Source organism: Thermomonospora sp. CIF 1 (assembly GCF_001896795.1).
In the GTDB taxonomy this organism is placed as follows: Bacteria; Actinomycetota; Actinomycetes; order Streptosporangiales; family Streptosporangiaceae; genus Thermomonospora; species Thermomonospora curvata.
The window spans coordinates 240,535-265,865 of the sequence record NZ_MOYN02000007.1; the positions used below are offsets into that span (position 1 = coordinate 240,535).

Consider the following 25,331-nt stretch of genomic DNA (forward strand, 5'->3'; position numbering starts at 1 on the left):
GTCGAGCAGAAGGGCCGGCCGTGAGATCGCGCCGGCTCCTCATCGCACGCTGTCCCTGCTCGCCGATATCATCCCTGGTCACCGCCGATTGTCCGGAGATCGGTGGTGAACGGGTGGCGGATGGTGAGATGGAGGGGTCGTCCTGGACGCGCCTGCTTCCCGCGCGGAACTTGTCGCCGCATGGCGTAACAAACGCAACGCCAGGATTGCGGCGATCAAGTCCGGCAAAGGGGGTGGTGACCCCGTCACTCAGGGATGGGCCGCGCTGGGGGTCCGGGGTGAGGACACCATCAAAGAGCTGCGCCGGGTGCTCTCGGAGGTGCTCGAGCACAAGTCTCTTCCTCCCAACGCGCAGACCGTGGTCAAGCAGTCTCTCGACGGTGCGCCTGAGCCGGCCCTCCCCGAAGCCGTCAAGACGGTGCTCGCAGCTCTCGCCCCCGAGCACATCGTCCGCTACCTCGACGAGCTGCTCCAAGCCGGAATGCCCTGGATGACCGATGTGGGGCGCCGCCGGGTCCAGCTGCTCTCTCTTGAGCATCCGAAGGCCGGCAGCATCCGCCTGCCCGGTGAGGACGTGCTCGACGGCTCCGTCGACTGGCGGATCTATCTGGCGGCCCTCGGGCATCCAACACCTGTTTCCACGGCCGAAATCCTGCAGGTGGTACCGGATGTGCCGCTGTCGGTCGTGGACGATTTCATTGAGCTGGGGCTGCTCGGCAGCGACGACCGGCCCTGGCGCCTCCGCGATGACAAGAGCGAGCGCACCTACCTCAAGGCCCGCCTGGCCCCGAAGAAGATCGGGAGAGCGGACGCGGTTGCGCTCGGCTGGGACGAGATGGAGCGCCGCCACCGCTTCCTGGAAGGGGAGGACCTGGACGACGGGGACGACTTGTTCTCCCTCCTCGCCTCCTTCTGGCGCGGCGAACCGGACATCTCCCTGCGCACTCGCCTGCCTGTGGAGGCGCGTGTCATATACGACCAGATCATCGTCGGGGCGCAGGTCGGCAGGTGGCCCGAGCACATCACCACCGACCGGGGACTGTGGGCGCTGCTGGCAGCGCTCTGGGTACCAGGCGGCATCGTCAACCCCGAAAACAGCGAGTTTCATGTATGGCGAGCGCTCTATAACAGCTACCGCTGGATTCTGATGGGCTGGCTCGACAAGGCCCGGGTGCAGGTCCAGCACTTGCTGAAGGCCGCTGACAAGTCCGCCTCCGGAGAGGGGATCAAGATATCCGCCGACCTCTGTGCGGAGGCCTACAACATGGGCGCCTATCTGGCTCTGGAGAATGAGGAGCTGGAACTGGCGGTCAAGTTGCTGAGGCGGATACGGAAACAGAGCCCCGCCCTTACGGAGAATTTGAAGTACCTGCGCCGTCGCCGCGCCACCCTGATCAACGATCGTGACCATTGGGAGAATCCCTACCTCATGCTGGGGGTCCCGCACGGCGACCCCGACTGGGAGGACCAATGGCGTGCGCTGCGCAAGCAGTTGAATGGCGACATCGACAGGCTGACCCGGATCAACTCCGCCAAGCGGAGGCTGAGCCATGCCAAGCGGAATGGCGGCCAGTTCTATGTCCTCCCACTCGATGAGCGCGTACTGCTGACTCCCCGGAAACGTTCGGCGGTGCTGCTGCCGGAAGCCGAACCCCTGCAGCGCCGCACTCCACAAAGCGGCCCAGAGGAGCTGGCCGGGCTGCGGGCCGGGGCGATCCGGGCGCTGCTGGACGAATTCACCTCTCACCCCTCCATAGCCGAAGAAAGCAACTAATGAACCACCAGGACAAGGGAACCGGAAAGTCTGACCGCAAACAGCAGGGTTCCCGGCGGAAGCATGGGGCGAAGCCAGGGGGAATCGAAGACCACCGGGTGGCCATAGAGATCACCGAACAGCTGGATCGCGAGGTGGAACGCCGCCTCCTCGAATTGAGCAAGGAGCTGAAGAAGTTCATACGCAGTGAAGTGCGCAGCCGGCTCGAGCGCCTCGCCGTGCAGCCGAAGGAAGACGAGCCGGTTGAGCGAGAGGATTTGCGCCGGGAGCGAGCCGAGCTCGAGAAACGGCTGCGCAGTGAAATGGAGTCCCGCCTTCAAGTCATTGCCGAGCAGCGGGTTCAGCTCGACCTTAATCTCGTATTGCAGAGATTCGCCCAACGTGCTGCCGAACTCCTGGCCGAGGTCGATCCATCGGCTTCAAGAGGGCTGAGCGGGCAGGTGAGCGGTGTACTTCGCCAGGCCGTCCTAGAGGCATTTCGTAATCGCAAACAGCACCTGTCTCACCTGACAAAGATTGAACGCGTGGTTCGCGAAGGGGATTTGGATCGGCTTCCCCAGTTGCTTGACGAGTTCTTTGTCGAAGCGGGTGTGAAGAAAATCTCTGACCCCAAGCACGGCGCTCACTTCTTCAAGGCGGAAAACAGCCCCGAAGGCAAGCTCTACCTACAGGTCACAGAACCGGCCTATGTCGATGAGTTCACCGGGAAGATCATCCGAGCGGGACGCCTGAAGCACGTGGCCGAGCCGCCGTTCCTTGTGGGAAGTGGTGGTGAAGCGGGCGAGAGGAGCACTGAATCGTGACCACCGGAATCGACTTCGGCACCACCAACTCCGTGGTCGCGCAGTGGAACGGCGACGATGTCGAGGTGCTGGCACTCGACAGTGAGCATCTCGAGGACGAGTGGTTCTACCCCTCCTTTGAGTACCTCTTTCCCACCATCGCCGGGGAGAGTTCTCTTCGGCTGGGCACTCTGTTCGGCTGGGAGGCCAAGCTCCGGTCGAACCGGGTGATCGAGGCGTGCAAGCGGATGCTCGCCAGTGACGGCGGGGTCCAGTTGCGGGATAGGCGAGTGTCGGCGACCACGGTCGCGGCCGGTGTCTTCCGTGCCATGCGGGAGCGGGCCGTAAGCAACCTCACCACGATCGACAGCGCCGTCATCACGGTTCCGGCCAACGCCAAGGGAGGCGCCCGCTACCGCACGCGGGCCGCGGCCCGGGCCGCCGGGATCGCGGTCAAGACACTGCTCAATGAACCCACCGCCGCCGCGCTCTCCTACATGCACGACATCCAGGAAGAGGGCACCATCATGGTGTTCGACTGGGGCGGCGGCACCATCGACGTCACCGTCTTGGAGCACAAGGACGGCGTTTTCGAAGAACGGGCCTCACGCGGCGTCACCCAGCTGGGCGGGCTGGAGATCGATAAGAAACTCCGTGAGCTCATCGTCAGGAAGATCGGCAAAGAGCCGGAACTGTCGGCGGAGGAGAACCGGCAGTTCGAGCTCGCAGTGGAGCGGACCAAGATCCGGCTCTCCACGGAGGAGAGCGTCCTGACCAGGATTCCCGGCAGCAGCAAATTGATCGAGGTGACGCGGCCCGAGCTGGAGGAACAGATCAGGCACCTGGTCGAGGCCGCCCTGCAGCCGGCCCGCATGTGCCTCAATGACCTGGGCATGGACCCGACCGGAATCACCGACATCCTCATGATCGGTGGCACCAGCCAGATGCCGTGCGTGCGCCGCGCCGTGGAGCGGATGATGGACACCGAGACGGTGCCTGCCGAGATCTGCCACCCCATGACCGCCGTCGCCAGGGGCGCGGCCATCGCCGCTGCGATTATGGACGGGGAGCTCGACAGCATCCTGCAGGTGTCCTCCATGTACGCGCTGGGCACGACCGCCAAGCGGAACTCAGACGGGCGGAGGGTCTTCAGCGAGATCATCAAGCCGCGTTCCCCGCTGCCCACCCGCGAACACAAGAACTACACCCCTCTCAAGGACTACCAGCCCGAGCTGAAGATCGAGATCTGGGAAGCGGACCCGGCCAAGGAGCTCCACGATCCGGAGAACTTCCAACTGACCACCTTGCATGTGCGTTACCCGGAGCTGCTCCCCCGCAATGAGGCGTCCTTCACCCTGGAGTACACCTACAAGGACGACGGTTTGCTTCACGTGAAGGCGACCCTCGACCGGGACGGACGGGTCCTGGTCGACCAGGAGATCTCCGACTTCACCCACGGCCAGACGCTGAGCATCAAAGAGATCAAGCGGGAAATGGCGATACTGGACGGTCTTTCCCGCACTGCCTCTTCACCTGGCGTCCAGCCCAAACCCCCGGTGCCCAAACCCCCGAAAAGCAGGCCGCCGGCACCTGCCGCTGCTCCGGCGAAAGCCGTCGGCAGCGGTCGGCGGTTCGTGGTCGACGGCTCTAACATCGCCTGGCTCGGCAGGGATGCGAGAGCCGGCGACATGCCGAGTTTCGCCCGGCTTCTCAGCGCGGTCGAGGCGCTCAAGGCGCAGTACCCCGGTTCTCAGGTCGATGTGATCGTGGATGCCGCACTGGCCCACCAGGTCAGCCAGTCCGACCGCCGGGAGCTGGAAAAGAGCATCCGTGCGGGAGTCGTGGCCCAAGTTCCCGCCGGAACCGAGGGAAAGGCCGACCGTCTGGTGGTGATGCTCGCAGAGCGAAAGAACGCGATCATCGTCAGCAACGACAGCTTCAAGGAGCTTCAGTCCGAGTTCCCGTGGCTCCTCACCCCCGGTCGTATGCTCGGAGTCTCGAACGCAGGAGGCGAGTGGATCTTCTTGCAGCGAAAGCCCGTCCGGCCGCGAAGGCGGATATCCGGCAACACTTGATCAATCCTGAAGCGGGGTGCTGCGCCGCCACCACGTCGCCTCCCACCCACGGGCACTGAACCTTTTTCAACACGTGGCCTTGGAAGCCTGGGACGGGAGCCCGCACGCTGTCTGGGGGCATGACGTTGCAGGTCACGGCATCGCCCCGACTGTGACGTCCCTGCCTGCGGCCTGCGGAAACGGCGTGTCGAAAAAGGTTCGCTGAAGTACGGCCGTCAAGTTGAAGGCCTGGTGCGTCCTGCACAGGCGGCGTTGCCGCCCGTACATGGGCGGAGACCGCCGCAGAAGGGCGGCCGGGTGTTTCCGGCATCCGCCTGTGAAGGGACCATCCCTGACAGCGCGTCCGGCGGTGCTCAGGCGAGATCGGGGGCGGGCACGGGGACGGCCGACAGTCCGACCACGGGGCGGAAGGCACGGGCTCGGACGGCCTCCGCCGGGCCGCGGGGGCGGGGAGCCGGCCAAGACCCGGGAGACACTGGCTTCCATTGTCGGGGAACCGAGGCCGCCGAAGGGGGAGAGCCGATATCGCCGATCACCGCCATGGAGCTCAGGTGAGAGCTGCACAGGGCATCGGAGCCCGCACGGCGCGCAGTTGACCGAGCATGCGCAGCGCAGCAGCCCGCCGAGGTCCCCGGCGGGCCTGCCCGTGCTCGCCGCTGATCAACGTCCCACACGCCCGGTGCGGTTCCTCGCAGTCGTCCCACGCTGGGGACCGCGATGTCCGCCCACAGGTGAGCGGCATCCCGTCCCGCCCGGGGAGGCAGGTGCGCAACGGCCCTCAGGGCATGGCTCTGGGGGCGCGGGCCGGCTCGTCAGGGGCGCGCGGCGGCCGAACAGGGAACCCTTCGCCGCTGAGAAGCGCTCAGGAAGGAAGCCGGGGCAGCCGGTCGAGGCGGATGCCCAGTGCGCAAACCCCGTGCGGGCCGCCGGCGAACAGGGTGCCGTCACCGGCCAGGGCCAGGGCGTTCACCGGAAAGCCGAGGCGGACGATCAGTACCTGGTCGGTGGACGGGCGCCACAGCGCCAGAAAACCGTCCGCCCACCCGGCGGCGATCAGCGCGCCGTTCGCCCCGGGCGCGGCGGCGACGGCCGTGACCGGGCAGTCGCGCTGCAGCAGCGCGTCGCCGTCGACCCCTTCCTCGCCCGGGCTCCACAGCCGGACCGCCCCATCGGCGCCCCCGCTGATCACCAGATGCCCGCCCGGCCGCGTCCTGAGGCAGGTCACCGCGGTGACGGGACCGAGGTGGGGGGCCCAGGTGAGCGGTCCGGGATCGCCGGCGCCCGGACGCCACAGATGCAAAGTCCCGGAACGGTCGCCGGCCACGACGTGCCCGCGTCCACTCTCGTCGGCGGCCAGCGCTGACAGCGGGGCGGTCCGATGCCCGCTCACCAGCGCGCGGACCTGCTCGGCGGCCGAGCCTGCGCCGGGCCGGTCCTGGGCGTCCTGCACGCTCGTCAGCCCACCGTCTCCGTCCAGGCACAGCGCCGAGCCATCGGTGAAGGCGAGCAGTGCCCGGACCACGGGAATGCGCCGCGGCGAACGCCCCACCGGCCTTCCATCGACGGGGGACAGCAGCCGCAGCGTCCCGGTGCCCGCCACCTGCAGGCGGCTGCCGTCACCGGCGGGGGCGAACGCCATCGCATCTACCGGTCCCGCCCACTTCCCGGTGCCAAAGTCCCCGGGACGGGCGTCGGCCCATCGAGTGGTCCAGGGCGCCGCGGCTGCGTACCCGGCCAGCCGGCCGGCCAAGTCGGTCCCGCCGGTGCATCGTGCCGCCAGGTGCAGCATCGCTGCCCGTTCGGCGGGCTCGGAAGTCTCCAGCAGGGCCGGCCCGGCGAACTCCCAGGCGCGGGTGAGCGCCGCGGGGGCACGATCCCCCAGGTCCTCCAGGGCCGCCGTGACAGCGATGGGGTCGGCATGGACCACACAGCCCGGATCACCCAGCAGCCGCTCGGCGACACCGGTGGCGGCGGCGTGCCGGAGTATCTGCACGGCCGCGTACGGGTCGGCGCTCGGCCAGTCCACAGCGCCGCCGGCCACCGGCAATGTGTTGAACAGCGCGTGCCCGAGCAGCCCGGCCACCTGAGCGGCCGTCGCGGCGTCCCGCAAACCGCGGATTCGTTCCCGCAAGATGCGGCAGTCCAGTACGTACCGGTCGCCGATCCTGGTGGCCGGCGGCTCGGCGAGGGACAGCGCCGCCTGCCCGCGGGCGGCGTCCCCGGCGAGCGCGACGGTCCACGCCCGCCACACGTGCAGGCCGATCGGCGCGTACGCCCCCGCCAGAGCCTCCAAAGCGGGCCATGCCTGCGGGGGGACGGTGCGCAGCCAGCGCAGCGGGACGTCCTCACCGGGCCCGGCGCGCAGCGCCGGCTCGGCCAGACCCACATTGGGGTACAGCGTCGCAGCGGCCTCCACCACGGCCGGGTCGCTCACCCCTCGCCGGGCGGCGACCTGTCTCAGCCAGGCGGTGAAGCCCTGCCGGGTGGTCAGGGAGGGCGCGTCCAGGTCGATCGTCTCGGCCGGGTACAGGGTCAGCGGCTCCACGGTCGGGGGCCGGCCTTCGACCAGCAACCGGACGTGCGGCAGCTCCAGCAATGGCGACAGCAGCCGTTCGATGATCACGGCGGCCTCCGTGCCGTCCATCCGGACTCCGCACTCGTCCAGCTCGCCGAGGATCAGCGTGACCGGGCGGATGTCGGATACGACCCGCTCCACCAGGCTTTCCGGGCCGCCTCCGGGGAGGGCGAGTTGCTCGGCGACGGCCCAGGTCGCCGCCTGCAGGGTCATGCCGCGTGCACTGAAGATCGCATGCGCCCCGCCGGTGCGCAGCGAGTTCAGCGCCACCCAGGCGACCAGCGAGCTCTTGCCCGTCGCCGGGGATCCGGTTACCAGACACAGCCGGGGGCGCGACGGGTCCATCAGCCATGCCATGACGGCGGCGGCGGCCGGTTCCCGGCCTGCGCCGACGGTCGGGAGCGTCTCAGGGGGGACCGTCATGTTCAGCCCTGCTCGGCGGCTTCGCGCATAAGTTGCAGGAAGCCTTCTTCGCGCTCTTGCATTGTGGCGCCGTAGGGGTAGCTGTAGGAGATCTCGGCGTTGGGGAACATGGTCAGCCACATCGCGCAGTAGTTACCGGGCAGGAAGCACGGCTCCAGTTCGATGTAGATACGGCTGATCTGCTCTGGCCGCACCCCCGCGCCTCCAGCTTCGCCCACAGCATCTGCTCGGGGTGGGGGAGGCCCACCTGCGCCTGCTCGGTTTCGATGTGCTTGCGTCCGTCCGGCTCAACCACTTCGAACGCCGCCGAGAACGGGAAGCTCAGCGCGTGCCGGATCTGCTCTAGCACCCGAGGCCACCATGCCTCATCATCTTCGTGCGCCGCCGCGTCGATCTCCAGCAGCCGCCCGCGCATCTCCCGGAACACCTCGGCGGGGTTGCGCCGTCCCGGCGAGGCCAGCACCGGCAGGTACTCATCCAGTGTCAGCAGGCTCGCCGCGAACGCCTCCACGCCGCTGCTGACATGCATTGAGGGAGCGTCTGCCTGAACGAACACCGCCTGCACCCGCCCGGTGGCGTCCACGCAGATCTCCGCCCCCTCATCGGTGCCCAGTCGCAGCCGGCCGGCGGCCTGCTCGCCGGGTTCGGTTTCGGCCACATCGAAGCCGATCGAGGAGGCGTACGCTCCCAAGGCGATGGGGTGGGTCGGCCTCGGCGGCGGTGAAGTACGGCCCGACCCGCACGGGCATGCCGAGCTCGATGACTTGCGCCACGGCGGCGTCCGGGACATGCACCCCGGCCATCTCCCCGGCCGTGAACCTGCGTATCCCCTGCTCACCGAAATGAGCCTGTATCCGTTGAGCGAGCGCTGTCGTCATGGTCGCCTCACCGTCGGTGTTTCTCGCCGCCACCGTGCATTCAGCCCCGAATCGGGCCGCCGGTACTGCTGACTCTATTACGCCGCACATCTGATCTGGGGCATCAGCCCGCGTTGAGTCACTGAACCTTTTCAACGCGTGGCTCAGGGCGGCTGTGGACGGGATCGCCGATGGTGTCCGGTACCGCGATGTCCCTGTCTCGACCTGCTAAGACGGCGTGTTGAAGGTTCATCGGTATGGCGGATCAGGGCCAGGCGCCGGTGGAGACCTCTCCCAGACGGCTGTCCCAGATGTTCTCCGGACTCTCAAAGGCGATGGGGTCGGCCTTCACGAGTTTCTTGCGCATGAAGTCCGCCACATCGACCAAGAGATGGCCCAGGTAGTCGGTTGGCGCGTTCTTCGGGTAATTATTGACGTCGTATATGGGTTCGAAGTGGGAGAATACGTAGAGGAAATGAGCCAGGTTTGCGATTTTGGAGTTCAGTACCACCGGAGTGGTCTCGTCTATTTCGGAGACCAGGTAGACCGTGCCGGACGCTCCGTCTATGCCGACTGCGCCCACCACTGCCGCTTCCAGTTCGCCCAGCAGTAGGTAGTCCCGGCAGTCGGGCGGGCACTTGACATCGTCGAAGAATTCAGATTCCGGGAAGGGGCGCATCCCGGTGGTGAGGCGCTCATCCACCCACAGAATCCCCTGGGATTCTTCGTCGGGGAATCCCACTTCGGTGAGGAAGGGCGGGTCGGTTCGTGAGCGGGTGATGCGGAAAGACGGTCGGGCCGAACGGTCAACAGGCTTTCGGCGCCGAATATCTCGACCAATTGCTTACGTTTGATGATGTCGGGCATGGAGTCGTCTTTGAAAGGGCTGGCCGGTCAGAGCATGTCCATATCCGCCAGGACGCCCTCCCAGATGCCGTCCCCCCTTCCAGGGCGGCGGGGTCCGCTTGCCGGAGCACGTGGCGGATGCGTTCGCTGAGCAGCTCTTCGCGGTCGGCTCGGACGGCGCCGGGGGGAAGGAAGCGAGCAGGGTCGAAGTCCGGCTGGTGAGCGCGGTCCAGGATGTAGAGGAAGTAGGCCAGACAGGTGATGTCAGAATTCAGCAGTGCGGCCTCGTCTTCGTATTCCATCTCGGAGACGACGTAGACGGCGCCGGTTCGCGGGTTCAACCCGACCACTCCGAGTACCGCAGAGTTCCAGTCGCCCAGCAGCAGGAAATCGGCGCACATGGCAGGAAGCTCCCACCCTCCGTGCTCCCCGCTGCCGAAGTACTCGTGCTCGGACATGGGAGGTAGCCCGGCCGCGAACGCCTCGTCCACGTCGACCAGGCCACCTGCCGTGGAGTCGGGAAGGCCCACCGAGGTGAGGAAATCGCGGGTCGGTTGGTGGATGAGCAGGTCCGGCAGCCGGTCGGCGGGGATGGTCAGCAGATTCTCTTCCCCGTACGCCTCGGCGAGCTGCTCACGGGTCAGCCGTACGGTCATCCTACCTCCTTTCCGGGATCATATCCCTTCTTCCGATAGCAGGGCTTTGGCTTTGGCCTTGATTCTTTCGTTGGCCTTCTTCTTGTTCTCTGCGGTGTCGTACAGCTCATCATAGGTGATCTTGAAGTTGGGTTCGTGCTTCTGGAAGTACTCATAAAGTCAGGCGCCGCATTGCTGGGAGGTGATGTTGCAGGGCGATCGTTCGGTGTACACCTCGATGATCTTGAGAATGTTTTTTGCTTTCAATTGGTCCAGTAGGAAAGCTCCGCCCTGCTGCTCGGAGTGATAGGCGTACTGTCTGTATTTCCCGGGATTTTTTCGTCCTCTTTTCCGCCGCGGGCGACGAGGATTCTCTCATTCCCGTCCTTGTCGATGTACCGGTAGGCGGCGTAGTTTCCGCCGGTGTCCTTGTTGTGGCGCCGGGCGAGGTTGACGGCGTCCCGCAGGTCCTGCTGCGCGTCACCGGCCGGCTCATATTTGGCGACGGGTCGTTTTTCGCCTTTTTCAGGCGAGGAAGTCTGTAGCCGCGGGCGTGAACATGATTGCTTTTGATGGGCCGCAGGAAGTGTATGCGCTTGCCTGCCTTGTTCGGCAGCTCGAACAGCTCTTCCGCCGCTTTGCCGAAGATTCCCGCGCCTTTCGCCGCGATCTCCTCGCCGGCGCCCTTTTTGCTGCCGTTACCCAAGGAGCACCCCGATGGCCTGGTCGATGAGGAAGTCGATGATCATGCCGGTGATCATCTTGAAGACGGGGATCTCCAGCAGGGACGCGCCGAAGGTGGCTGGGGCGGTGGCGATGGCCTGGGCGATCTGGATGGCCAGGATGGTCAGCTGGATGATGATGTTGATCTTCAAAGCCAGCACGACGGCCGCGCAGAACATGAAGCAGCCGCCGACGGCCAGCGCGCCGGTGCCCGCCTTGCGCAGCACCGGGAGCGGGGCGTCCTCGGCCGACCAGGCGGACTGGAACGCCTTGATGTCGGCGCTGGTGTTGACGGACGGAACCTTCTGGGCGGCCCCCTCGGCGGTGGCGGCGATCTCGTTCAGGGCGCCGCTGAACCCCATCCACTGGGAGCCGAGCCGGAACAGCTTGCTCTCGTCGGCCTCCGGCCAGGTATAACCCAGCATGCCCAGCAGGGAGACCAGTTCACCGGGGAGTTGCAGTCCCACTGTGCGTCATCCGTTCCGATAGACCGTGGAAACGGCTTTGATGTTCTTCTCTTCGGCCTTCTGGTGGTTGTCGGCTGCCCGGCGCAGGCCCTCGGCCATGGCGCCCAGCTCCTCGGCGACGCCGGTCAGGCTCTCGTCGGCCTGCGCTTCGATGGCCTTGTAGCTCATCCCGATGAGCATTCCGATGTCGTCGGAGCCCCAGGGCTCGCCCATCCCCTGGACGGCGGCCAGCATCGCCTTCCACTGTTCCGCCAGCCGCTCCCCGGCGCGTTCCAGTTCGCTGGCCGCGGTGCGCATGCTCTGCGCCTGGATCCGGTAGTCGCTCATCGCATGCCGTCCAGCTTGGTCAGCAGCTCGTTGAACGCCTGGCCGATCTGCGCCATCTGCCGCACGCTCTGGTCCTGCAGCTCCTGCATGCTCGCGGCCAGGGCGTTCAGGTCCACGGACGCGGCGCCCACCGCCTGATTCGCCTTGGTGCGGAAGTCCTGCAAAGCCGCGTTCACCGCCGTCACGATGTGCTCGCCGATCTCCTCGGCGGGCAGGCGCAGCAGCCGTGGGTTCAGCTCGACGCTCTCCAGCAGGCCGCTGCTGTTCACGGTCACCGTCACGCGACCGTCCGCAGCCTCCCCGACGCCTTTGACCTCCTCCTCATCGGACGGCGCCGACCTTCCGGAACGCATCGCATCGAGCATCGACCTGGCCTCAGCCAGCATGCGGTCGAACTCGGCGCTTGCGAACTCTGCCAATGCCATCACCTTTCCGCCGGGCCGGCGCTGAACGGCCGCTCCCTGCGACCGGTGCGCCGGACCATAAGGAACAAGTGTGACAATACTATTGCTTAGTGCACTTTATGACTCTTTGTGCATTTTGAAGGCATATGGGGCTTTTTGTTCGATGTGGCACTAGGCTGCCACCCTGATGTTCATGTAGGTTAGAGGTGTATTTCTGGTTTTCCGGGCGAACACGTGCACTTTGTTCGCCGTGCGAGTCCTCCGGAATTTCCGCTGCCCCGCTGCTTTCTCGACAGAACGTCGTCTGCGGATGCGCCTTGCTCGCCGGAGCGGCAGCCCCTGGACACCGGGCGGCCCGCCGTGTCGACGGCGAAGGGCGAAGCGACGCAGGCCAGTGGGCTGGAGCATGGCAGCGGCGCGCCGGATGGGCGCACAGCCGGGACCGTGATGCTGTCGGGACTGATCAATCTGCCGGCGGTCCTGATCGTCGTCGTGCTGAAGGCGTCGCTGTCCCACTGATCGCCCGGTTCCCGGGGCTTTGGGAGGCGGGGTCCTGGCCATCTCTGCGGACAGGGGCGTCCATGAGCGGGGATGACCATGGCGCAGGAGGCGCCGGACCTTTTCAACACGCCGTTTCCGCAGGCCGAGACGGGGACATCGCAGTCAGGGGCAATGCCGTGACCTGGAAAGCCGCAGTACCGGACACCTTCGAGCCCTCGTCCACGGCGCCTTGGGCCACATGCTGAAAAAGGTTCAGTAGCGGGCGGCCCGTCACATGGCCGAAGACGGCTCCTTGCACGTCACAGAGGCTGAGAGCCCCCGGCCGGGTTCGAACCGGCGACCTGCCGCTTACAAGGCGGCTGCTCTGGCCAGCTGAGCTACAGGGGCGGGCGCATGTGCCGGTGGCCACAATACCGCTGCCGGCCGGCGGTTGGCCGCCCGGATTCCGAGGATGATCGCTCACGTGGCCTGAGTCACGTGGTGATACGGACGGGGCTTACTGGACGGTAGGGCATGCTGGGGCGGGTGAAGGTCAAGTCTTTGCTCGCCTTGTCAGGGGCGGCCGTGGGCACGGTCGCCGCCACCGTGGGGATCGTCGCCGTGCTCCTGGACGGCGGCGAGGGGACCGGCGACCGCGGCACCGTGCGTCCGGAGGCCAGCGCCACCGGGCCGGTCGGGGAGATCGCCGCGGTGCTGCGAAAGCACGGCGCGACCGAGTGCAAGGACGAGCGGGACCGGGTCGAATGCCGCTACCGGGACCGGTACGTGGCGGCCCAGATCCTCGACCCGAAGCTGGGGCTGACCTTGCGCTCGGTGCTGGCCGTCTGGAAGACCGGCGCGGCCCAGGCGGCCACCGGCGACCGGGCGCCGTTTGCGATCCTGGTCGGAGACGGGTGGCTGGTCACCGGTCCGGACGCCTTCGTCGAGGCCGTGCGGCCCGAGCTTTCCGGACGGATCATCTACTGCGATCGCCCTTACAGTACGTGTAAGTAGCGTTACAAGCGCCTTCGGGGTGTCGGAGCGGGCCCCTGCGGTCGTAAGGTGCCCAAGAACACATTGGTGGCTCGATGTCCCACGGTCGTCTCTGATGTGCCTGAGCGCCCGAGTCGATCAAGGGCCGCATGGCACAATGTTGGCCGCCCCAGGAGATGCCACGGGGGTGCGCTGGTCTCGGCCGGCCCGGGGCTCGATGTCCACCGTCGCGGTCCGTGCGACGCAGAAGTGAGCCGTCCGCACGTCGATCACGGCAGTGCGGGCCGGGAGGAGGGTGGTGCCGTGTCAGCCGACGGCCGACACCGACCCGTGCCGGACGAGCCTCCCCATCGGGAGGACCTCGGCGGGCCGGGCGGGCGGTTCACGGTCGTGCTGACCAGGGTCACCGCCACGCTGGCCTTCGTGACGCTGATCGCGGCCGCGGTCGTCCCCGTGGTGATGCTGCGGGAATCCGACGCCTCCCCCGCGGCCCGGCCCGGGCGCAGCGGGCCGCCCGCCGTGGGCGCGATGCAGGCCGCCGCCGCCACCGACCAGGTCCGCGGGCGGCAGTGGTACCTGAACGCGCTGCGCGTCCCCAAGGCCTGGCGCTGGGGCAAGGGCGAGGGCGTCACCGTCGCGGTGCTCGACACCGGAGTGGACGGCCGGCACCGGGACCTGATCGGCCAGGTCACCAACGGCCCCGACTACACCGGCCGCACCCGCCGTCCCGGAGGCAGGTACTGGGGCGGGCACGGCACCGCGATGGCCGGCATCATCGCCGGGCACGGCAACGGCCCGGCCGCATCGGCCGGGATCATGGGCATCGCCCCCCAGGCCAAGATCCTGTCCATCCGGGTGACCTGGGAGAACGACGATCCGCTGCGGCGCAGCGGCGCACTGGACGGCCGCAACCGCGACGCCGTCGCCCGGGGCATCAGGTACGCGGTGGACCAGGGCGCCGACATCATCAACATGTCGCTGGGCGGCGGCCGGTCCTACTACAACGGCAGCTCCAGCGAGGAGGCGGCGATCAAATACGCCCTCTCCAAGGGCGTCGTGCTGATCGCCTCGGCCGGCAACGACGGGACCGGCGCCAACCGCAAGAACTTCCCCGCCGCCTACCCCGGCGTGATCGCGGTCGGGGCGGTGGACCGGCGGCTGCAGACCTGGCCGGAGACCAACCGCAACTCCTATGTGTCGGTGTGCGCGCCCGGCGTGGACATCATCAGCACCGCCCCCGGCAACCGGTACGTGCTGGGCACCGGCACCAGCCCGTCGTCGGCCATCGTCGCGGGCGTGGCCGCGCTGATCCGCTCCCGCTACCCGCAGCTGACCCCCGAACAGGTCCGCCAGGCGCTGATCCGCGGCTCCATCCCGCGCGCCGGCACGGGCGTGTGCGCCAGGTCGCTGGACGCGGTGCGCGCCGTCTACGCCGCCCACCAGATCAACAAGACGGCGCACGGCGCCACCCCGGCCCCCACGGGCGACGCCACCTCCACCCCGGCTCCCGCCGCCGAGCCGGCATCGGCCGAGGAGCCCGGGGCCGTGCTGTGGAGCATCCTCGGCGGCGGCGCGCTGCTGGTCGTGGTCGGGGTGGTGCTCGGCTGGCGGCAGCGGCGCCGCCCGGAGGAGAGCGGCGCCGAGCCGTCCCGGGAACCGGCGATGGCCGTCGCGGGCGCGGCCCCGCCGGACGCCCCGGCGCGGCCGGCCGAGCCCTTGGCCGCCGGGTCCCCTCGCCCCGGTCGTTTCGCCCTGGAGCCGGAGCGGCCGGGCCGGGACGGCGGGCACGGCACCTTTGGCGCGCCCGCCGAGCCGCCGTGGGCGACCCCCGCGCCGGCGTCGTCCCCGGCGGAGGAGACGGGCGCCGCTGCAGGCTCCCTCACCCGCTCGTCCGCGCAGGACCCCCACCCGGCGACCGGGCCGTCCGGCAACGGCGGCCGGCACTCCCCGGACCTGGACGACCTTCGTCCCTTCTCTCCGAGCGGCGAGCGGACGCAGCCGGCCGCCTCCGGCGACTCCCCGCCCTTCGGCACGGGCCTGCCGCCCGAGCCGCCCGGTCGGGGCGCGTCCTTCGCCGCCCTGGACGAGGACCCGTTGAGCACCGGTTTCAGCGGCCGGTTCGGCACCAGGTCCGGCAACGGCGATCCGTCCGCCTCGTTCGCCTGGGAGGACTGGCGCAACCGGCCCGAAGAGCCCGCCGCTTCGGACGCCGACGCCGGACCCGCCTCGCACACTCCCCGCGCGGAGACCACCGGCTCCTTCCGGGAGAACTCCGCCGCGTCGGCGCCGTGGGAGGAGAAGCCCTCCGCTCGTTCCGTCCGGCCGGATAGCCCGGACCCTGAAGAGCGGCCGGCCGCCCCGGCGGACCTCCCCCAAGGAGATCCGGGCTCGCGCACCGCCCCGATCCCCAAGGTGGACCCGCAGCACCTGTCCTGGCTGCCGCCGGACGATGACGACTCCACCGGCAGGCCGGTCCCGCCGGAGGAGGAGCCCACCGGCGCGCTGCCGACCGTCTCCCCCTCGGCCGCCGATCTGCTGTCCGCCGGCCGGCCGGTCCCGCTGGAGGACGAGCCGACCAGCGCGCTGCCGGCCGTCTCCCTGACGGAGGCCGACGCGCCGGTCCCCTTGGAGGAGGCGGCCACCAGTGCGCTGCCGGTGGTCTCCGCGTCGGCCTCCGACGCGCCGGTCCCGTTGGAGGAGGCGGCGACCAGCACGTTGCCGAAGGTGCCCCCACGGGCCGCCGACCCCGGCGAGGGCGACGACCCTTGGCGCTCGTCAGAGGACGGGGAGCGGCGGCCGTCGTGGTGGTGACCGCCGGCGGTCAGGGCGCCGGGGCGATGCGCACCCGCGCTCCCGGCGGCAGCCCCAGGCGCTGTGCGGCGTTCCCGGTGTTGACCGCCAGCGCTATGCACCCCGCCGAGTCCGCGTAGGCGACCAGCTCCCCGGGCGTCACCGAGCCGAACGTCCGCCGGTAGGGCACCGTCAGGCGGCGCCTGCTCAGCGACAGCAGCATCGGCTCACCCGCCCGGACGCCCACCTGTTCCAGGTCGGCGGCGGTCACCGACAGCTGGACGTTCCCGAAGCGGTCCACGGTGAGCACCTCGCCCTCGGCCGCGCCGTCCCGGATGCGCCGCACCGGTGGCGGCAGCAGCATCAGGTCTTCCGGCGGCAGGGGCCGGCCCACCTCCTCCAGCGCGGTCCCGCCCGCCAGGTGCGCCGCCACCGGCATGAAGATGTCCCGCCCGTGGAAGGTGGCCGAGACCGGGTGCAGCCACAGCTCCTCGTTGGTCAGCTCGTGGGCGCGCACCGGCCCGTCGCCGGCCGCCTCCCGCACCGCCCAGGACAGCAGTCCGTTGTCGGGGCCCACGAACACGTGCTCCCCGGCGGCCACGGCCACGCCCCGCCGCGCGGTGCCCACCCCCGGGTCCACCACCGCCACGTGCACCCCGGGCGGCAGGTAGGGGATGGTCTGGGCGAGCACGATCGCCCCGCGCCGCACGTCGCCCGGCGGCACCAGGTGCGTGATGTCGATGATGCGGACGCCGGGCCGGATGCGGGCCGCCACGCCGTGGCACGCCGCGACGAACCCGTCCTCCAGGCCGTAGTCGGTGAGGAATGTCAGATACCGGTAACCCGCCACACGCCCACAGCGTACGTCGCCCGGTTCGCCGGGAACAGCCGGTGCACGTCGGCTCGGGCCGCTAGCATGAGGCCCCGCCCGAACCCGGACGACCGGGGATCAGCGACCACAGAGGGGAACGATCCGCGCGGCCGCGCGCCCGCGGGCTTCTCGCTCAGGAGGGCTCCCATGGACGACGGTTCAGCCCCAAGACCCGGCAACGACGACCTGGTGGACGACGTGGCGTTCCCGGCCGGCCTGCTGTCGGAACGCGACCGCAAAATCTTGGCCTTCGAACGGCAGTGGTGGCGGTACGCCGGCGCCAAGGAGCAGGCCATCCGCGAAGAGCTCGGCATCTCGGCCACCCGCTACTACCAGCTGCTCAACATCCTGATCGACCGTCCCGAGGCGCTGGAGCACGACCCCATGCTGGTCAAGCGCCTGCGCCGGATGCGCGCCCAGCGGCAGCGGCAGCGCGCCGCACGCCGGCTGGGCATCCGAACCTGACCTGTCCGACACTGGAGGAGTGAGCGCACCTTCACTCAACGCCCTGACGGACGCCGGCAACGACGGCCTGGCCGCATTGCGCAAAGCGCCCGGCGATGCCGTCCTGGGCCTGGATTTCGACGGAACGCTGGCGCCCATCGTCGAGGACCCCGCGCAGGCCCGCGCCCATCCCGGCGCGGCCGCCGCGCTGGGCCGCCTGGCCCCCCTGGTGGGCGCGATCGTGATCATCACCGGCCGGCCCGCCGCCGTCGCGGTCGACTACGGCGGGCTGGCCGACCTGCACGGCGTGGTGGTGCTGGGCCAGTACGGGCTGGAGCGCTGGGAGGACGGAAAGCTGACCACGCCCGAGCCGCCGCCGGGGGTGGCGCAGGTGCGCGCCGAGCTTCCCCGGCTGCTGGCCGAGGCGGGCGCGCCCGAGGGTACCCACGTGGAGGACAAGGGCCATGCGCTGGCCGTGCACACCCGCCGCTGTGCCGAGCCGCAGGCCGCCCTCGACCGGTTGCGCGACCCGCTGCACGCGCTGGCCGAGCGTACCGGGCTGCGGGTGGAGCCGGGCCGGTTCGTGCTCGAGCTGCGCCCGCCCGGCGTGGACAAGGGCGTGGCGTTGCGCAACTTCCTGGACGAACGCGCCCGGCCGGGCTTTCCCTCCGCCGTCCTGTACGCCGGGGACGATCTGGGGGACCTGGCGGCCTACGCGGCGGTGGAGGAGCTGCGCGCCCGCGGCGTGCCCGGTGTCAAGATCTGCAGCGGCTCCACCGAGGTCACCGCGCTGGCCGAGCGCGCCGACCTGGTCGTGGACGGGCCCGCCGGCGTGGTGGACCTGCTCGGCAGGCTGGCCGCCGCGCTGGCGTGAGCGGGGGAACCGACCGAAAGAAACGCGAGAACATCTCATCTTGTGTGCCCGGCTGAAGGGCGCCCCCATCGCTGTTTTGTTCCGGCCGCCTATTTCATCTCTGGCAAATTGCGACAAACTAGGGCGGATTACGAAAGGGCACCGGAGCGGAGAGCGATCATGCGTGAGGCAGCACCGCTGAGGCCGGAGGACCCCGAGTTTCTGGGGGGATTCCGCCTGACCGGACGCCGGGAAGCCGACGAGCGGGGCGTCTCCTACCTCGGCGAGGGACCCTCCGGCGAACCGGTGGTGGTCCGCACGCTCTCCGCCGATCTCCTCGGCGGGGGCCGGGGCGGCGCCACGGCCACCCGGGCGCCGGCCGTGGCGCGGCAGGCCGCGGCGCTTCGGCAGATTCCGGCCGCGCGGCGGGTCGACTCCCCCTGGACGGCGCGGGTCCTGGCCGCCGACCTGGAAGCCGAGCCCCCCTACGTGGTCAGCGAGCACGTCGCCGGGCCGACCCTGCGGCAGGTGGTCGAGCGCCACGGCCCGCGCACCGGCTCCTCCCTGCACCGCCTGGCGAACGGGACGATCCAGGGCCTGGCCGCCGTGCACCGCGCCGGGCTGGTGCACGGCGCCTTCGGCCCGGACCTGGTCGTGCTCGGCCAGGACGGCCCGCGCCTGGTGGACTTCGCCCTCGGCGCGGTGGCGGGCGGCCGGGAGAGGGGGCCGGCCTTCCAGGCCCCCGAACGGCTCGGCGGCGCGGAGGCGACCTTCGCCTCGGACGTGTTCGCCTGGGCGGCCACCATGGTCTTCGCCGCCGGCGGGCGTCCCCCCTTCGGCCCGGACGACGATCCGGCCACGGCGACCCGCGTCCTGCACCACCAGCCCGACCTGCGGGCGCTCCCGGAATATCTGCAGAAGATCGTCCTGCGCTGTCTGGCCAAGGACCCGCGGCGACGGCCGTCCGCGGCGGAAGTGGCCGCCTGGCTGCAGCACCCCGGCCGGGACGCACCGGCCGACGCGGCGCCGCCTGCGGAGAACCCTGCCGGCACCCCCGAGCCGCACCGGAGGGACAGCGGCCCCATGCCCGCGGTGGCCCCGGCGCCCTCCGCCAAACCCCGGACGCCCAAGTACTCCACGGTCTCGAGACGCTCCCCCGCTCCCGCCGCCGGCGGGCCGGAGGGACCCGGGCGGCCCGCTGCTCCGCCGGCCGCTCCCGGCCGTCCGCACACGGACCCGGTGACGCCCCCGCAGCCCGCCCACCGGACGAACCCCGCGGGTTCTTCCGGGACCGATCATGCGGCGTCCGCGGCCCCGGCGATGCCCGACCGCCCGGCGGGGCCCGAGGAGCCCGCCTCCGCTGACCGTGCGGGAGGTCCCGTCGGGTATGCCTCTCAGGCGGACCCTACGGGCCCGGCGCCCGGCCATGCGGCGGGGCCCGGGGAGCCCGCGTCCGCTGACCGTGCGGGAGGTCCCGTGGGGTATGCCTCTCAGGCGGACCCTGCGGGTTCGGCGCCCGGCCATGCGGCGGGGGCCGGGGAGCCCGCGTCCGCTGACCGCGTGACCGATCCCGCCGGATATGCCCCGCGGGCGAACGCCGCGGGCGCGGCAGAACCCGCTTCCCGAACCGCGGGATCGGCACCGGGCCCCCGGCTGTCGGTTCCTGAAGATCGGCTGGTGGCCTCCGCCGCCACCAGCGGCGGCGCGAGGATGCGGGTGCACGAGACCAGCGGGATCCAGGTCACGATCCGGGGGCGGGCCTCCGGGCGGCGGGACGCACCGCGGCGGACGGGCCGGCGCAACGGCCTGCTGGCCGGGCTGGTGGCCGTCGTCGTGCTGGCCGGCGGGGCGCTCGTGGCCTGGAAGAGCGGGCTGGTGGGCGGCTCGGCGGAGGCGCCGACGCAGGCCCAGGCGGCTCCGCACACCGGCCCGCCCGTGGAGATCTCCACCATCGACGGGCAGCGCTACCGGCTGGCGGCGATCGGCAGCGGCGTGAGCCCGGGGGCCGCCCCGACCGGGGGACCGTCAAAGGACGGGGAGGGGGCGGCGTACGTCTACGCCGAGTACCTGATCAGCAACCTGATGAACAAGCCGGTGCCGCTCGACCTGTACGCCGTGGACCTGTTCATCAAGCGCGACCTGCTGCCGGAGCGGTCGCGCGGGCTGTGCATGTGGCACAACGGCGTGCCCGAGGACATGTGCACTCCTCCGGCCAAGCCCCATGTGATGTTCCGGCTGGCGGGCGGCGCCCCGGTGAGCGGTGCGCAGGGGGGCCAGTACATGCCGCCCGGCGCCTCCTATGTGGTCAGGGTGACCTTGGACGTGCCGCTGCGGCGGGACCCGGGAGCCGGGGAGCTGGGGCTTTATGTCTGGAAGCAGATGTACATGACCAGCGCCCTCGCCCAGGAGGTGCCGTTTCCCCGCTGACGCCGCCCGCCGCGGGGGCGCTCATTCGGCCGCGGGGTCGTCGGCGAGGATGCCGTAGAGCTTGCGGCGGGTGTCGGCGATGAGCTCCAGCGCCCGGCTCCGCTGCTCGGTGCTGCCGGCGGCCATCACCTGCTGCAGGGCGTTCAGGAGCCGGCCGACCTCCTCACGGGTGTGCAGCACGCCCTCGTCGGGCTGCTCGGCGAACTCCCGCCAGGGCGCGTCGCCGTGCCGGGCGGCCTCCCGCCGGCCGGTGTCGGTCAGTGAGAACAGCCGCTTGCCGCCCTCCTCCCGGCTGGTGACCAGGCCCTCGTCCTCCAGCATCTGCAGGTTGGGGTAGACCGAGCCGGGGCTGGGCCGCCAGGCCCCCGAGGTCCGGTTCTCCAGCTCCTGGATCATCTCGTAGCCGTGCATGGGGCGCTCGGCCAGCAGCGCCAGCAGCGCGGCCCGGACGTTGCCGCGTTTCATGCGGCGGCCGTGCCGGCGGCCGTGGGGGCCGCCCCAAAGATCGGGACCCGGCGGGCCGAACGGCGCTCCCCAGGGGCCGAAGGCGCCCCGGCGCAGGCGGATCCGCGCCTCCTCGGGGGTCATGCCGGCGAACATGCGGTGCATCGTGTTCTCCTCTCCACACATGTCCGTACTGTCGCGATGTATTGACGATATATCGCTTACGAGTCACGAGGCAACCGTGCGCGGCCGGGAAGGGTTCGGGCCCCGAATACGCCGCCGCGGCCGTCCGGCGGAACGTGCGGACGGCCGCGGCGCGGTCGGCGAGCCGCTTTAAGGAGCGGCCAGCCTGAGGCTGTTGAGGATGTCGTTGGTGACCTTGCGGTCGTCGATCTCCTTCACCCGGATCCAGACCCCGAACTTGCCCGTCCGGTCGACCAGGCCGACCTCGGTGATGGACGGGGTGCCGGTGCTGCAGCCGGTGTAGCGGATGATCGTCCCGCTGAGGCTCTGGTCGGGGGTGGTGTACCTCTCCGGCTGCCCCTTGGTGCACTGGTCGTGCTCGGAGACCCCGGGCGGCGGCAGCCTGCCCTCGCCGACGTCGGTGGTCAGCCCGATGAAGACGCCGGGAGTCTTGGCGGTGCTGTCCAGGAACTGCTGGAAGCTCCCCGAGGTGGCGCGCAGCACCGGCCTGCTTTGGGTGTCGCCCGACAGGCCCACCGACGAGGGCTGCCAGGTCGTCGGCTCGGCCAGCTTGGGCCAGGCCTTGGGCACGAAGGCGCGGATCTTGCCGGAGGCGTCGCTGACCGCCACGAAGTCCTTCGGCGGCGTGGGGGAGGGGGCGGGCTTGGCGCCGCCGCCAGAGCCGATGGCGTTCAGCAGCAGCCCGCCGACGATCACGATGACCACCAGCCCGGCGCCGATCGACAGCGCGAGCAGCTGCCTGCGCCGCTTTTGCTCCGCCTCGCCCGCCGACGGGCGGGGGGCGGCCGTCGAACCGCCCGGACCGCCGGGACCCCAGGGCCCGCCGGGGCCGGGAGGCGGAGCCGGGGGAGGACCTTGGAACCCGCCCGGAGCGCCGCCTCCCTGCGGAGGCGGCGGCAGCACCGCCGTGGCGCCGTCGTCGCCGGGACGGCCCGGCCCGCCGGAGGTTCGGGCGGGCCCGAAGGGAACCTCGGGCGTTCCACCGTGCGGGCGGGCGGGGAACTGCTCGCGGGACATCGCCACCGTGCGCTCTTGGCCGATGTCTCCGGCGGGCGGACGAGCCTGCCCGGCCGCGTCGAACAGGCCCGGGTTGTCCACCACCGTCTGCTCCAGGCCGGACGGCATGGGCCTTTCGCCCGGGGAACCCGCGGCGCCTTCGCCGCCGGCCGGCTCCGGCCGCGCCTGCGCAGGCTCCGCGAAGGGCACATCCGGCGCGGTGGCCGGTTCCGGCCGCGCCCGTCCGCCCTCGGCGGGCGGTGCGGCGGCCTCAGACCCGGCGGGCGCCGCCTCCGCCGGTGGACGCCCTCCGCCCGTGGACTCGGCCTCCACCGAGGACCGCAGCGCCACCAGCGCCTGCGCGAACGCCTCCGCCGTGGGCCATCTCTTCTCCCGGTCGACTTCCATAGCGCGCAGGATCACACGGTCGAACTCCGGGGTAAGCTCCGCGCGCAGCTCGCTAGGCCGAGTTTTTACCGGCGCCGGACCCGGCGCTTTGCCGGTCAGCATGTGGTAGGTGAGCGCGCCCAGCCCGTACACATCGGCCCGCACGTCCAGCCCGCCGCCGAAACGGGCCTGCTCAGGAGACATGTAACCGGGCGTTCCCACCGGCAGCGTGAACGCCCCGGAGGCGTGCGCGATGGCCTTGGCCAGCCCCAGATCGGCGATCAGCAGCTTCTCCCCGCCGTCCGGAGTGGACTGAAACAGCACGTTGGACGGCTTGAGGTCGCGGTGGATCACTCCCAGCTGGTTGATGACCTGCACCCCGCGGGCGATCTCCTCGGCGAACGCCAGGGCCGTGGGGACCGGCAGCAGCCCACCGCGCATGCGATCGGCCAGCGTGCCGCGGTCGGCGTACGACATCACGAAATAGGGGCGGCCGTCCGGCAGCTCCCCGATGTCGTGCACCCTGACCAGCCGTTCGGAGTCGGCCCTGCGCAGGATGCGGGCCTCCTCCAGGAAACGGTTGCGCACGTCCAGATCGTCCAGCAGGCTTCCGGACAGTACCTTGATCGCTACAGGGACGGCCAGCGCGTCGTCGTGCCCCAGCCACACTGAGGCGAACGCCCCGGACCCCAGGACGCGATCGATTCGGTAACGGCCGACTGAAGACGGTATGGACACCCACGTATCATGCCCAACAAACGGGGGACACGGGGACACAGGCCGGAGGCAAAGAAATGGTCCGCATCGGGGAAGGCGCCGCAGGCGGCGGCCCGGGACCCGACCGGCACGAAGACAGAGGCGGCCATGGCTTTTGACGAACGGACCGAGGAACTGGCCGCTCAGGCAGCCCGTGGCGACCAGAACGCACTCAACGAACTGCTGCGCAGGATCGAACCGGAGGTGCTGCGGCAAAGCGCCCGGTTCCTGCCCTGTCGCCAGGACGCCGAGGAGGCCTGCCAGGACGCGCTGCTGCAGGTGGCGCGCAACATCCACCGTTTCGAGGGGCGCTCGAAGTTCAGCACCTGGCTGCATGTGGTGGTGGCCAACTCGGCGCGTTCCACCTACCGCTCGCTCAAGCGCCGTTCCCTGGAACAGGCCGGCGAGCTGCCGCAGCAGCGTCCCGACCCGCGCCGCACCAGCGTCATCGCCGGCTCCCGGGTGGACATCCTGGACGCGATGGAGGAGCTGGAGGCCCGCAAGCCCGACCTGATCCAGGCGCTGGTGCTGCGGGACATCTCCCAGCTGGAGTACTCCGAGATCGCCGAGCAGCTCGGCCTGCCCCTGGGCACCGTGAAATCCCGCATCCACGAGGCCCGCAAGCAGGTCCGCCAGACCCTCGGGGAGTCCTACACCTGACCGCGCGGCACCCGCGGCGGGCGCCTCGCCCCCGGGTCAAGACTCGGTAATGGGTCGGCCATCGTGACAGCAGGCCAGCGGCGGCTCATGCCCAAGCTGGCGCAGCATGAAGCGCATGGCTTCGCAATCTGATCGGCCCATCTTCGTCATCGGATGCCCACGGTCGGGGACGACTCTGCTGCAGCTGATGCTGCACTCCCACGAGCGGATCGCCATCCCGGCCGAGACCCGGTTCCTGCTGCAGGCCTACGCCTCCCGGCACCGCTTCGGGGACCTGCACGTGCCGGACAATCGCCGCGCGTTGGCGGAGTGGATCGTCAGGCGCCGGGAGACCAAGTTCCACGACCTGGGCCTGGACCCCGATGAGGTCATCGAGGAGATCGTCGCCGGCCCCCCGACCCTGGGCTCGGCGCTGGGCATCGTGTTCCGCGCCTACGCCCGCCGCTTCGGCAAGCCCCGCTGGGGCGACAAGCGGCCCAGCTACTTCAAGCACGTGGACGTGCTGCGCCGCATGTGGCCGGACGCCCAGTTCATCCACCTGATCCGCGACGGCCGGGACTGCGTGGCCTCCCTCAAGGAGATGCCCTGGTACAACCTCGGCTCCTACCACGCCATCTGCGCCTGGCGGGAGGCGATCGACTACGGCCGCCGCTACGCCCGCAAGCTCGGCCCCGACACCTACTACGAGCTGCAGTACGAGCACCTGGTCGCCGACCCCGCCGGCGAGCTGGCCAAGCTGTGCAAGTTCCTCGGCGAGGACTTCGACCCCCGCATGACCCGCCCCCAGGAGATCGCCAAGCTGACCGTGCCGCCCAACAAAAGGTGGCATGAACGCACCCAGAGCGACATCACCACCGGCCGGGTCGGCTCCTGGGCGCACCGCCTGGAGCCCTGGGAGATCGCCCTGGCCGAAAAGGCCCTGGGCTCGCGGCTGCGCGCCTACGGCTATGAGGTGAGCGGCAGTGAACGCCCGTCCATGACCCACGTGCTGCGCCTGGCCCGCGTGGCCGTCCGCCGCAAGACCACCCAGCGCCGGCGCGCCCTGCGCGACCGCCTGGCGCGCCGCAACGAGCCCGGCCCGGTCGAATGCCGCCTCAACCGCTCCGGCGACAGCGAACGCGCCACCGCCTGAGCGGCG

General features: G+C 70.2%; 23 protein-coding genes and 1 tRNA gene. 11 read left to right on the forward strand and 13 right to left on the reverse strand.

Annotated features, from left to right (window positions below; translation table 11 throughout):
* The first annotated feature begins 319 nt into the window (after positions 1–319).
* Genes BUE48_RS03835 through BUE48_RS03845 form a run of 3 tightly spaced genes read left to right on the forward strand, consistent with a single transcriptional unit; the run spans position 320 to position 4,631 of the window.
* The gene (locus tag BUE48_RS03835; RefSeq protein WP_286988855.1) at positions 320–1,774 is read left to right on the forward strand and encodes a hypothetical protein; all 1,455 of its coding nucleotides are present in this window, start codon (positions 320–322) and stop codon (positions 1,772–1,774) included.
* Positions 1,774–2,577, forward strand: coding sequence for a hypothetical protein (locus BUE48_RS03840; RefSeq protein WP_012851155.1), 804 nt, complete (start codon positions 1,774–1,776; stop codon positions 2,575–2,577). The genes BUE48_RS03835 and BUE48_RS03840 overlap by 1 nt, the downstream gene beginning before the upstream one ends.
* Positions 2,574–4,631 (forward strand): Hsp70 family protein, encoded by a 2,058-nt coding sequence (locus BUE48_RS03845; RefSeq protein ID WP_012851156.1) that lies wholly within the window; start codon positions 2,574–2,576, stop codon positions 4,629–4,631. The genes BUE48_RS03840 and BUE48_RS03845 overlap by 4 nt, the downstream gene beginning before the upstream one ends.
* 862 nt (positions 4,632–5,493) lie before the next feature.
* On the opposite strand, the gene BUE48_RS03850 is transcribed toward BUE48_RS03845, so the two are convergent.
* The 9 genes from BUE48_RS03850 to BUE48_RS03890 all read right to left on the reverse strand — a co-directional run bounded on the left by BUE48_RS03850 (position 5,494) and on the right by BUE48_RS03890 (position 11,903).
* Positions 5,494–7,629, reverse strand: coding sequence for a hypothetical protein (locus tag BUE48_RS03850; protein ID WP_286988861.1), 2,136 nt, complete (start codon positions 7,627–7,629; stop codon positions 5,494–5,496).
* A gap of 2 nt (positions 7,630–7,631) precedes the next feature.
* Positions 7,632–7,823: a nucleic acid/nucleotide deaminase domain-containing protein gene (locus tag BUE48_RS03855; protein ID WP_169312991.1), complete on the reverse strand. Its 192-nt coding sequence runs from the start codon at positions 7,821–7,823 to the stop codon at positions 7,632–7,634.
* Positions 7,742–8,320: an SUKH-4 family immunity protein gene (locus BUE48_RS03860; RefSeq protein WP_041439295.1), complete on the reverse strand. Its 579-nt coding sequence runs from the start codon at positions 8,318–8,320 to the stop codon at positions 7,742–7,744. Before BUE48_RS03860 ends, BUE48_RS03855 begins: the two co-directional genes overlap by 82 nt.
* 431 nt (positions 8,321–8,751) lie before the next feature.
* Entirely contained in the window at positions 8,752–9,228 is a 477-nt protein-coding gene (locus BUE48_RS03865; protein ID WP_286988864.1) for an SUKH-4 family immunity protein, read from the reverse strand.
* A gap of 64 nt (positions 9,229–9,292) precedes the next feature.
* Positions 9,293–9,988, reverse strand: a complete 696-nt coding sequence (locus tag BUE48_RS03870) for an SUKH-4 family immunity protein (RefSeq protein ID WP_286988866.1) — start codon at positions 9,986–9,988, stop codon at positions 9,293–9,295.
* A gap of 151 nt (positions 9,989–10,139) precedes the next feature.
* Positions 10,140–10,673: a hypothetical protein gene (locus BUE48_RS03875; RefSeq protein WP_286988868.1), complete on the reverse strand. Its 534-nt coding sequence runs from the start codon at positions 10,671–10,673 to the stop codon at positions 10,140–10,142.
* Positions 10,666–11,157 carry a WXG100-like domain-containing protein gene (locus BUE48_RS03880; RefSeq protein ID WP_286988870.1) on the reverse strand — a complete coding sequence of 164 codons (492 nt, stop codon included), beginning with the start codon at positions 11,155–11,157 and terminating at the stop codon, positions 10,666–10,668. The genes BUE48_RS03875 and BUE48_RS03880 overlap by 8 nt, the downstream gene beginning before the upstream one ends.
* Positions 11,158–11,163: 6 nt before the next feature.
* Entirely contained in the window at positions 11,164–11,484 is a 321-nt protein-coding gene (locus BUE48_RS03885) for a WXG100 family type VII secretion target (RefSeq protein WP_012851162.1), read from the reverse strand.
* A complete protein-coding gene (locus BUE48_RS03890; protein WP_169312992.1) occupies positions 11,481–11,903 on the reverse strand; it encodes a YbaB/EbfC family nucleoid-associated protein in 423 nt (140 codons plus the stop codon). The genes BUE48_RS03885 and BUE48_RS03890 overlap by 4 nt, the downstream gene beginning before the upstream one ends.
* 345 nt (positions 11,904–12,248) lie before the next feature.
* Here BUE48_RS03890 and BUE48_RS03895 point away from each other — a divergent pair, with 345 nt between their 5' ends.
* Positions 12,249–12,407: a hypothetical protein gene (locus BUE48_RS03895; protein WP_012851164.1), complete on the forward strand. Its 159-nt coding sequence runs from the start codon at positions 12,249–12,251 to the stop codon at positions 12,405–12,407.
* A 295-nt stretch (positions 12,408–12,702) separates the two neighbouring features.
* On the opposite strand, the gene BUE48_RS03900 is transcribed toward BUE48_RS03895, so the two are convergent.
* Positions 12,703–12,776: transfer RNA gene (locus tag BUE48_RS03900), tRNA-Thr, on the reverse strand.
* Between the two features lie 138 nt (positions 12,777–12,914).
* Between BUE48_RS03900 and BUE48_RS03905 the strand changes: the two genes are divergently transcribed.
* Both BUE48_RS03905 and BUE48_RS03910 read left to right on the forward strand, forming a co-directional pair.
* Positions 12,915–13,382 (forward strand): hypothetical protein, encoded by a 468-nt coding sequence (locus BUE48_RS03905; RefSeq protein WP_286988872.1) that lies wholly within the window; start codon positions 12,915–12,917, stop codon positions 13,380–13,382.
* A 309-nt stretch (positions 13,383–13,691) separates the two neighbouring features.
* Positions 13,692–16,172 carry a S8 family serine peptidase gene (locus BUE48_RS03910; RefSeq protein WP_286988874.1) on the forward strand — a complete coding sequence of 827 codons (2,481 nt, stop codon included), beginning with the start codon at positions 13,692–13,694 and terminating at the stop codon, positions 16,170–16,172.
* Positions 16,173–16,182: 10 nt separating this feature from the next.
* Here the strand turns inward: BUE48_RS03910 and BUE48_RS03915 are convergent, their stop codons facing one another.
* Positions 16,183–17,001, reverse strand: a complete 819-nt coding sequence (locus BUE48_RS03915; protein WP_012851167.1) for an SAM hydrolase/SAM-dependent halogenase family protein — start codon at positions 16,999–17,001, stop codon at positions 16,183–16,185.
* Between the two features lie 168 nt (positions 17,002–17,169).
* Here BUE48_RS03915 and BUE48_RS03920 point away from each other — a divergent pair, with 168 nt between their 5' ends.
* From BUE48_RS03920 to BUE48_RS03930, 3 genes are all read left to right on the forward strand, one after another.
* Positions 17,170–17,487 carry a DUF3263 domain-containing protein gene (locus BUE48_RS03920; RefSeq protein ID WP_012851168.1) on the forward strand — a complete coding sequence of 106 codons (318 nt, stop codon included), beginning with the start codon at positions 17,170–17,172 and terminating at the stop codon, positions 17,485–17,487.
* Positions 17,488–17,506: 19 nt separating this feature from the next.
* Positions 17,507–18,340: a trehalose-phosphatase gene (gene otsB / locus BUE48_RS03925; protein ID WP_286988877.1), complete on the forward strand. Its 834-nt coding sequence runs from the start codon at positions 17,507–17,509 to the stop codon at positions 18,338–18,340.
* Between the two features lie 159 nt (positions 18,341–18,499).
* A complete protein-coding gene (locus BUE48_RS03930; RefSeq protein ID WP_286988878.1) occupies positions 18,500–20,746 on the forward strand; it encodes a serine/threonine protein kinase in 2,247 nt (748 codons plus the stop codon).
* A 21-nt stretch (positions 20,747–20,767) separates the two neighbouring features.
* Here BUE48_RS03930 and BUE48_RS03935 read toward each other — a convergent pair whose 3' ends face one another.
* Complete coding sequence (locus BUE48_RS03935) at positions 20,768–21,355, reverse strand: PadR family transcriptional regulator (protein ID WP_012851171.1); 588 nt, start codon at positions 21,353–21,355, stop codon at positions 20,768–20,770.
* Positions 21,356–21,523: 168 nt separating this feature from the next.
* The gene (locus BUE48_RS03940) at positions 21,524–23,515 is read right to left on the reverse strand and encodes a serine/threonine-protein kinase (RefSeq protein ID WP_286988879.1); all 1,992 of its coding nucleotides are present in this window, start codon (positions 23,513–23,515) and stop codon (positions 21,524–21,526) included.
* Between the two features lie 126 nt (positions 23,516–23,641).
* On the opposite strand from BUE48_RS03940, the gene BUE48_RS03945 reads away from it, so the two are divergent.
* A complete protein-coding gene (locus BUE48_RS03945) occupies positions 23,642–24,193 on the forward strand; it encodes an RNA polymerase sigma factor (protein WP_012851173.1) in 552 nt (183 codons plus the stop codon).
* A gap of 115 nt (positions 24,194–24,308) precedes the next feature.
* Positions 24,309–25,325, forward strand: a complete 1,017-nt coding sequence (locus tag BUE48_RS03950; protein ID WP_286988881.1) for a sulfotransferase family protein — start codon at positions 24,309–24,311, stop codon at positions 25,323–25,325.
* Positions 25,326–25,331 lie beyond the last annotated feature (6 nt).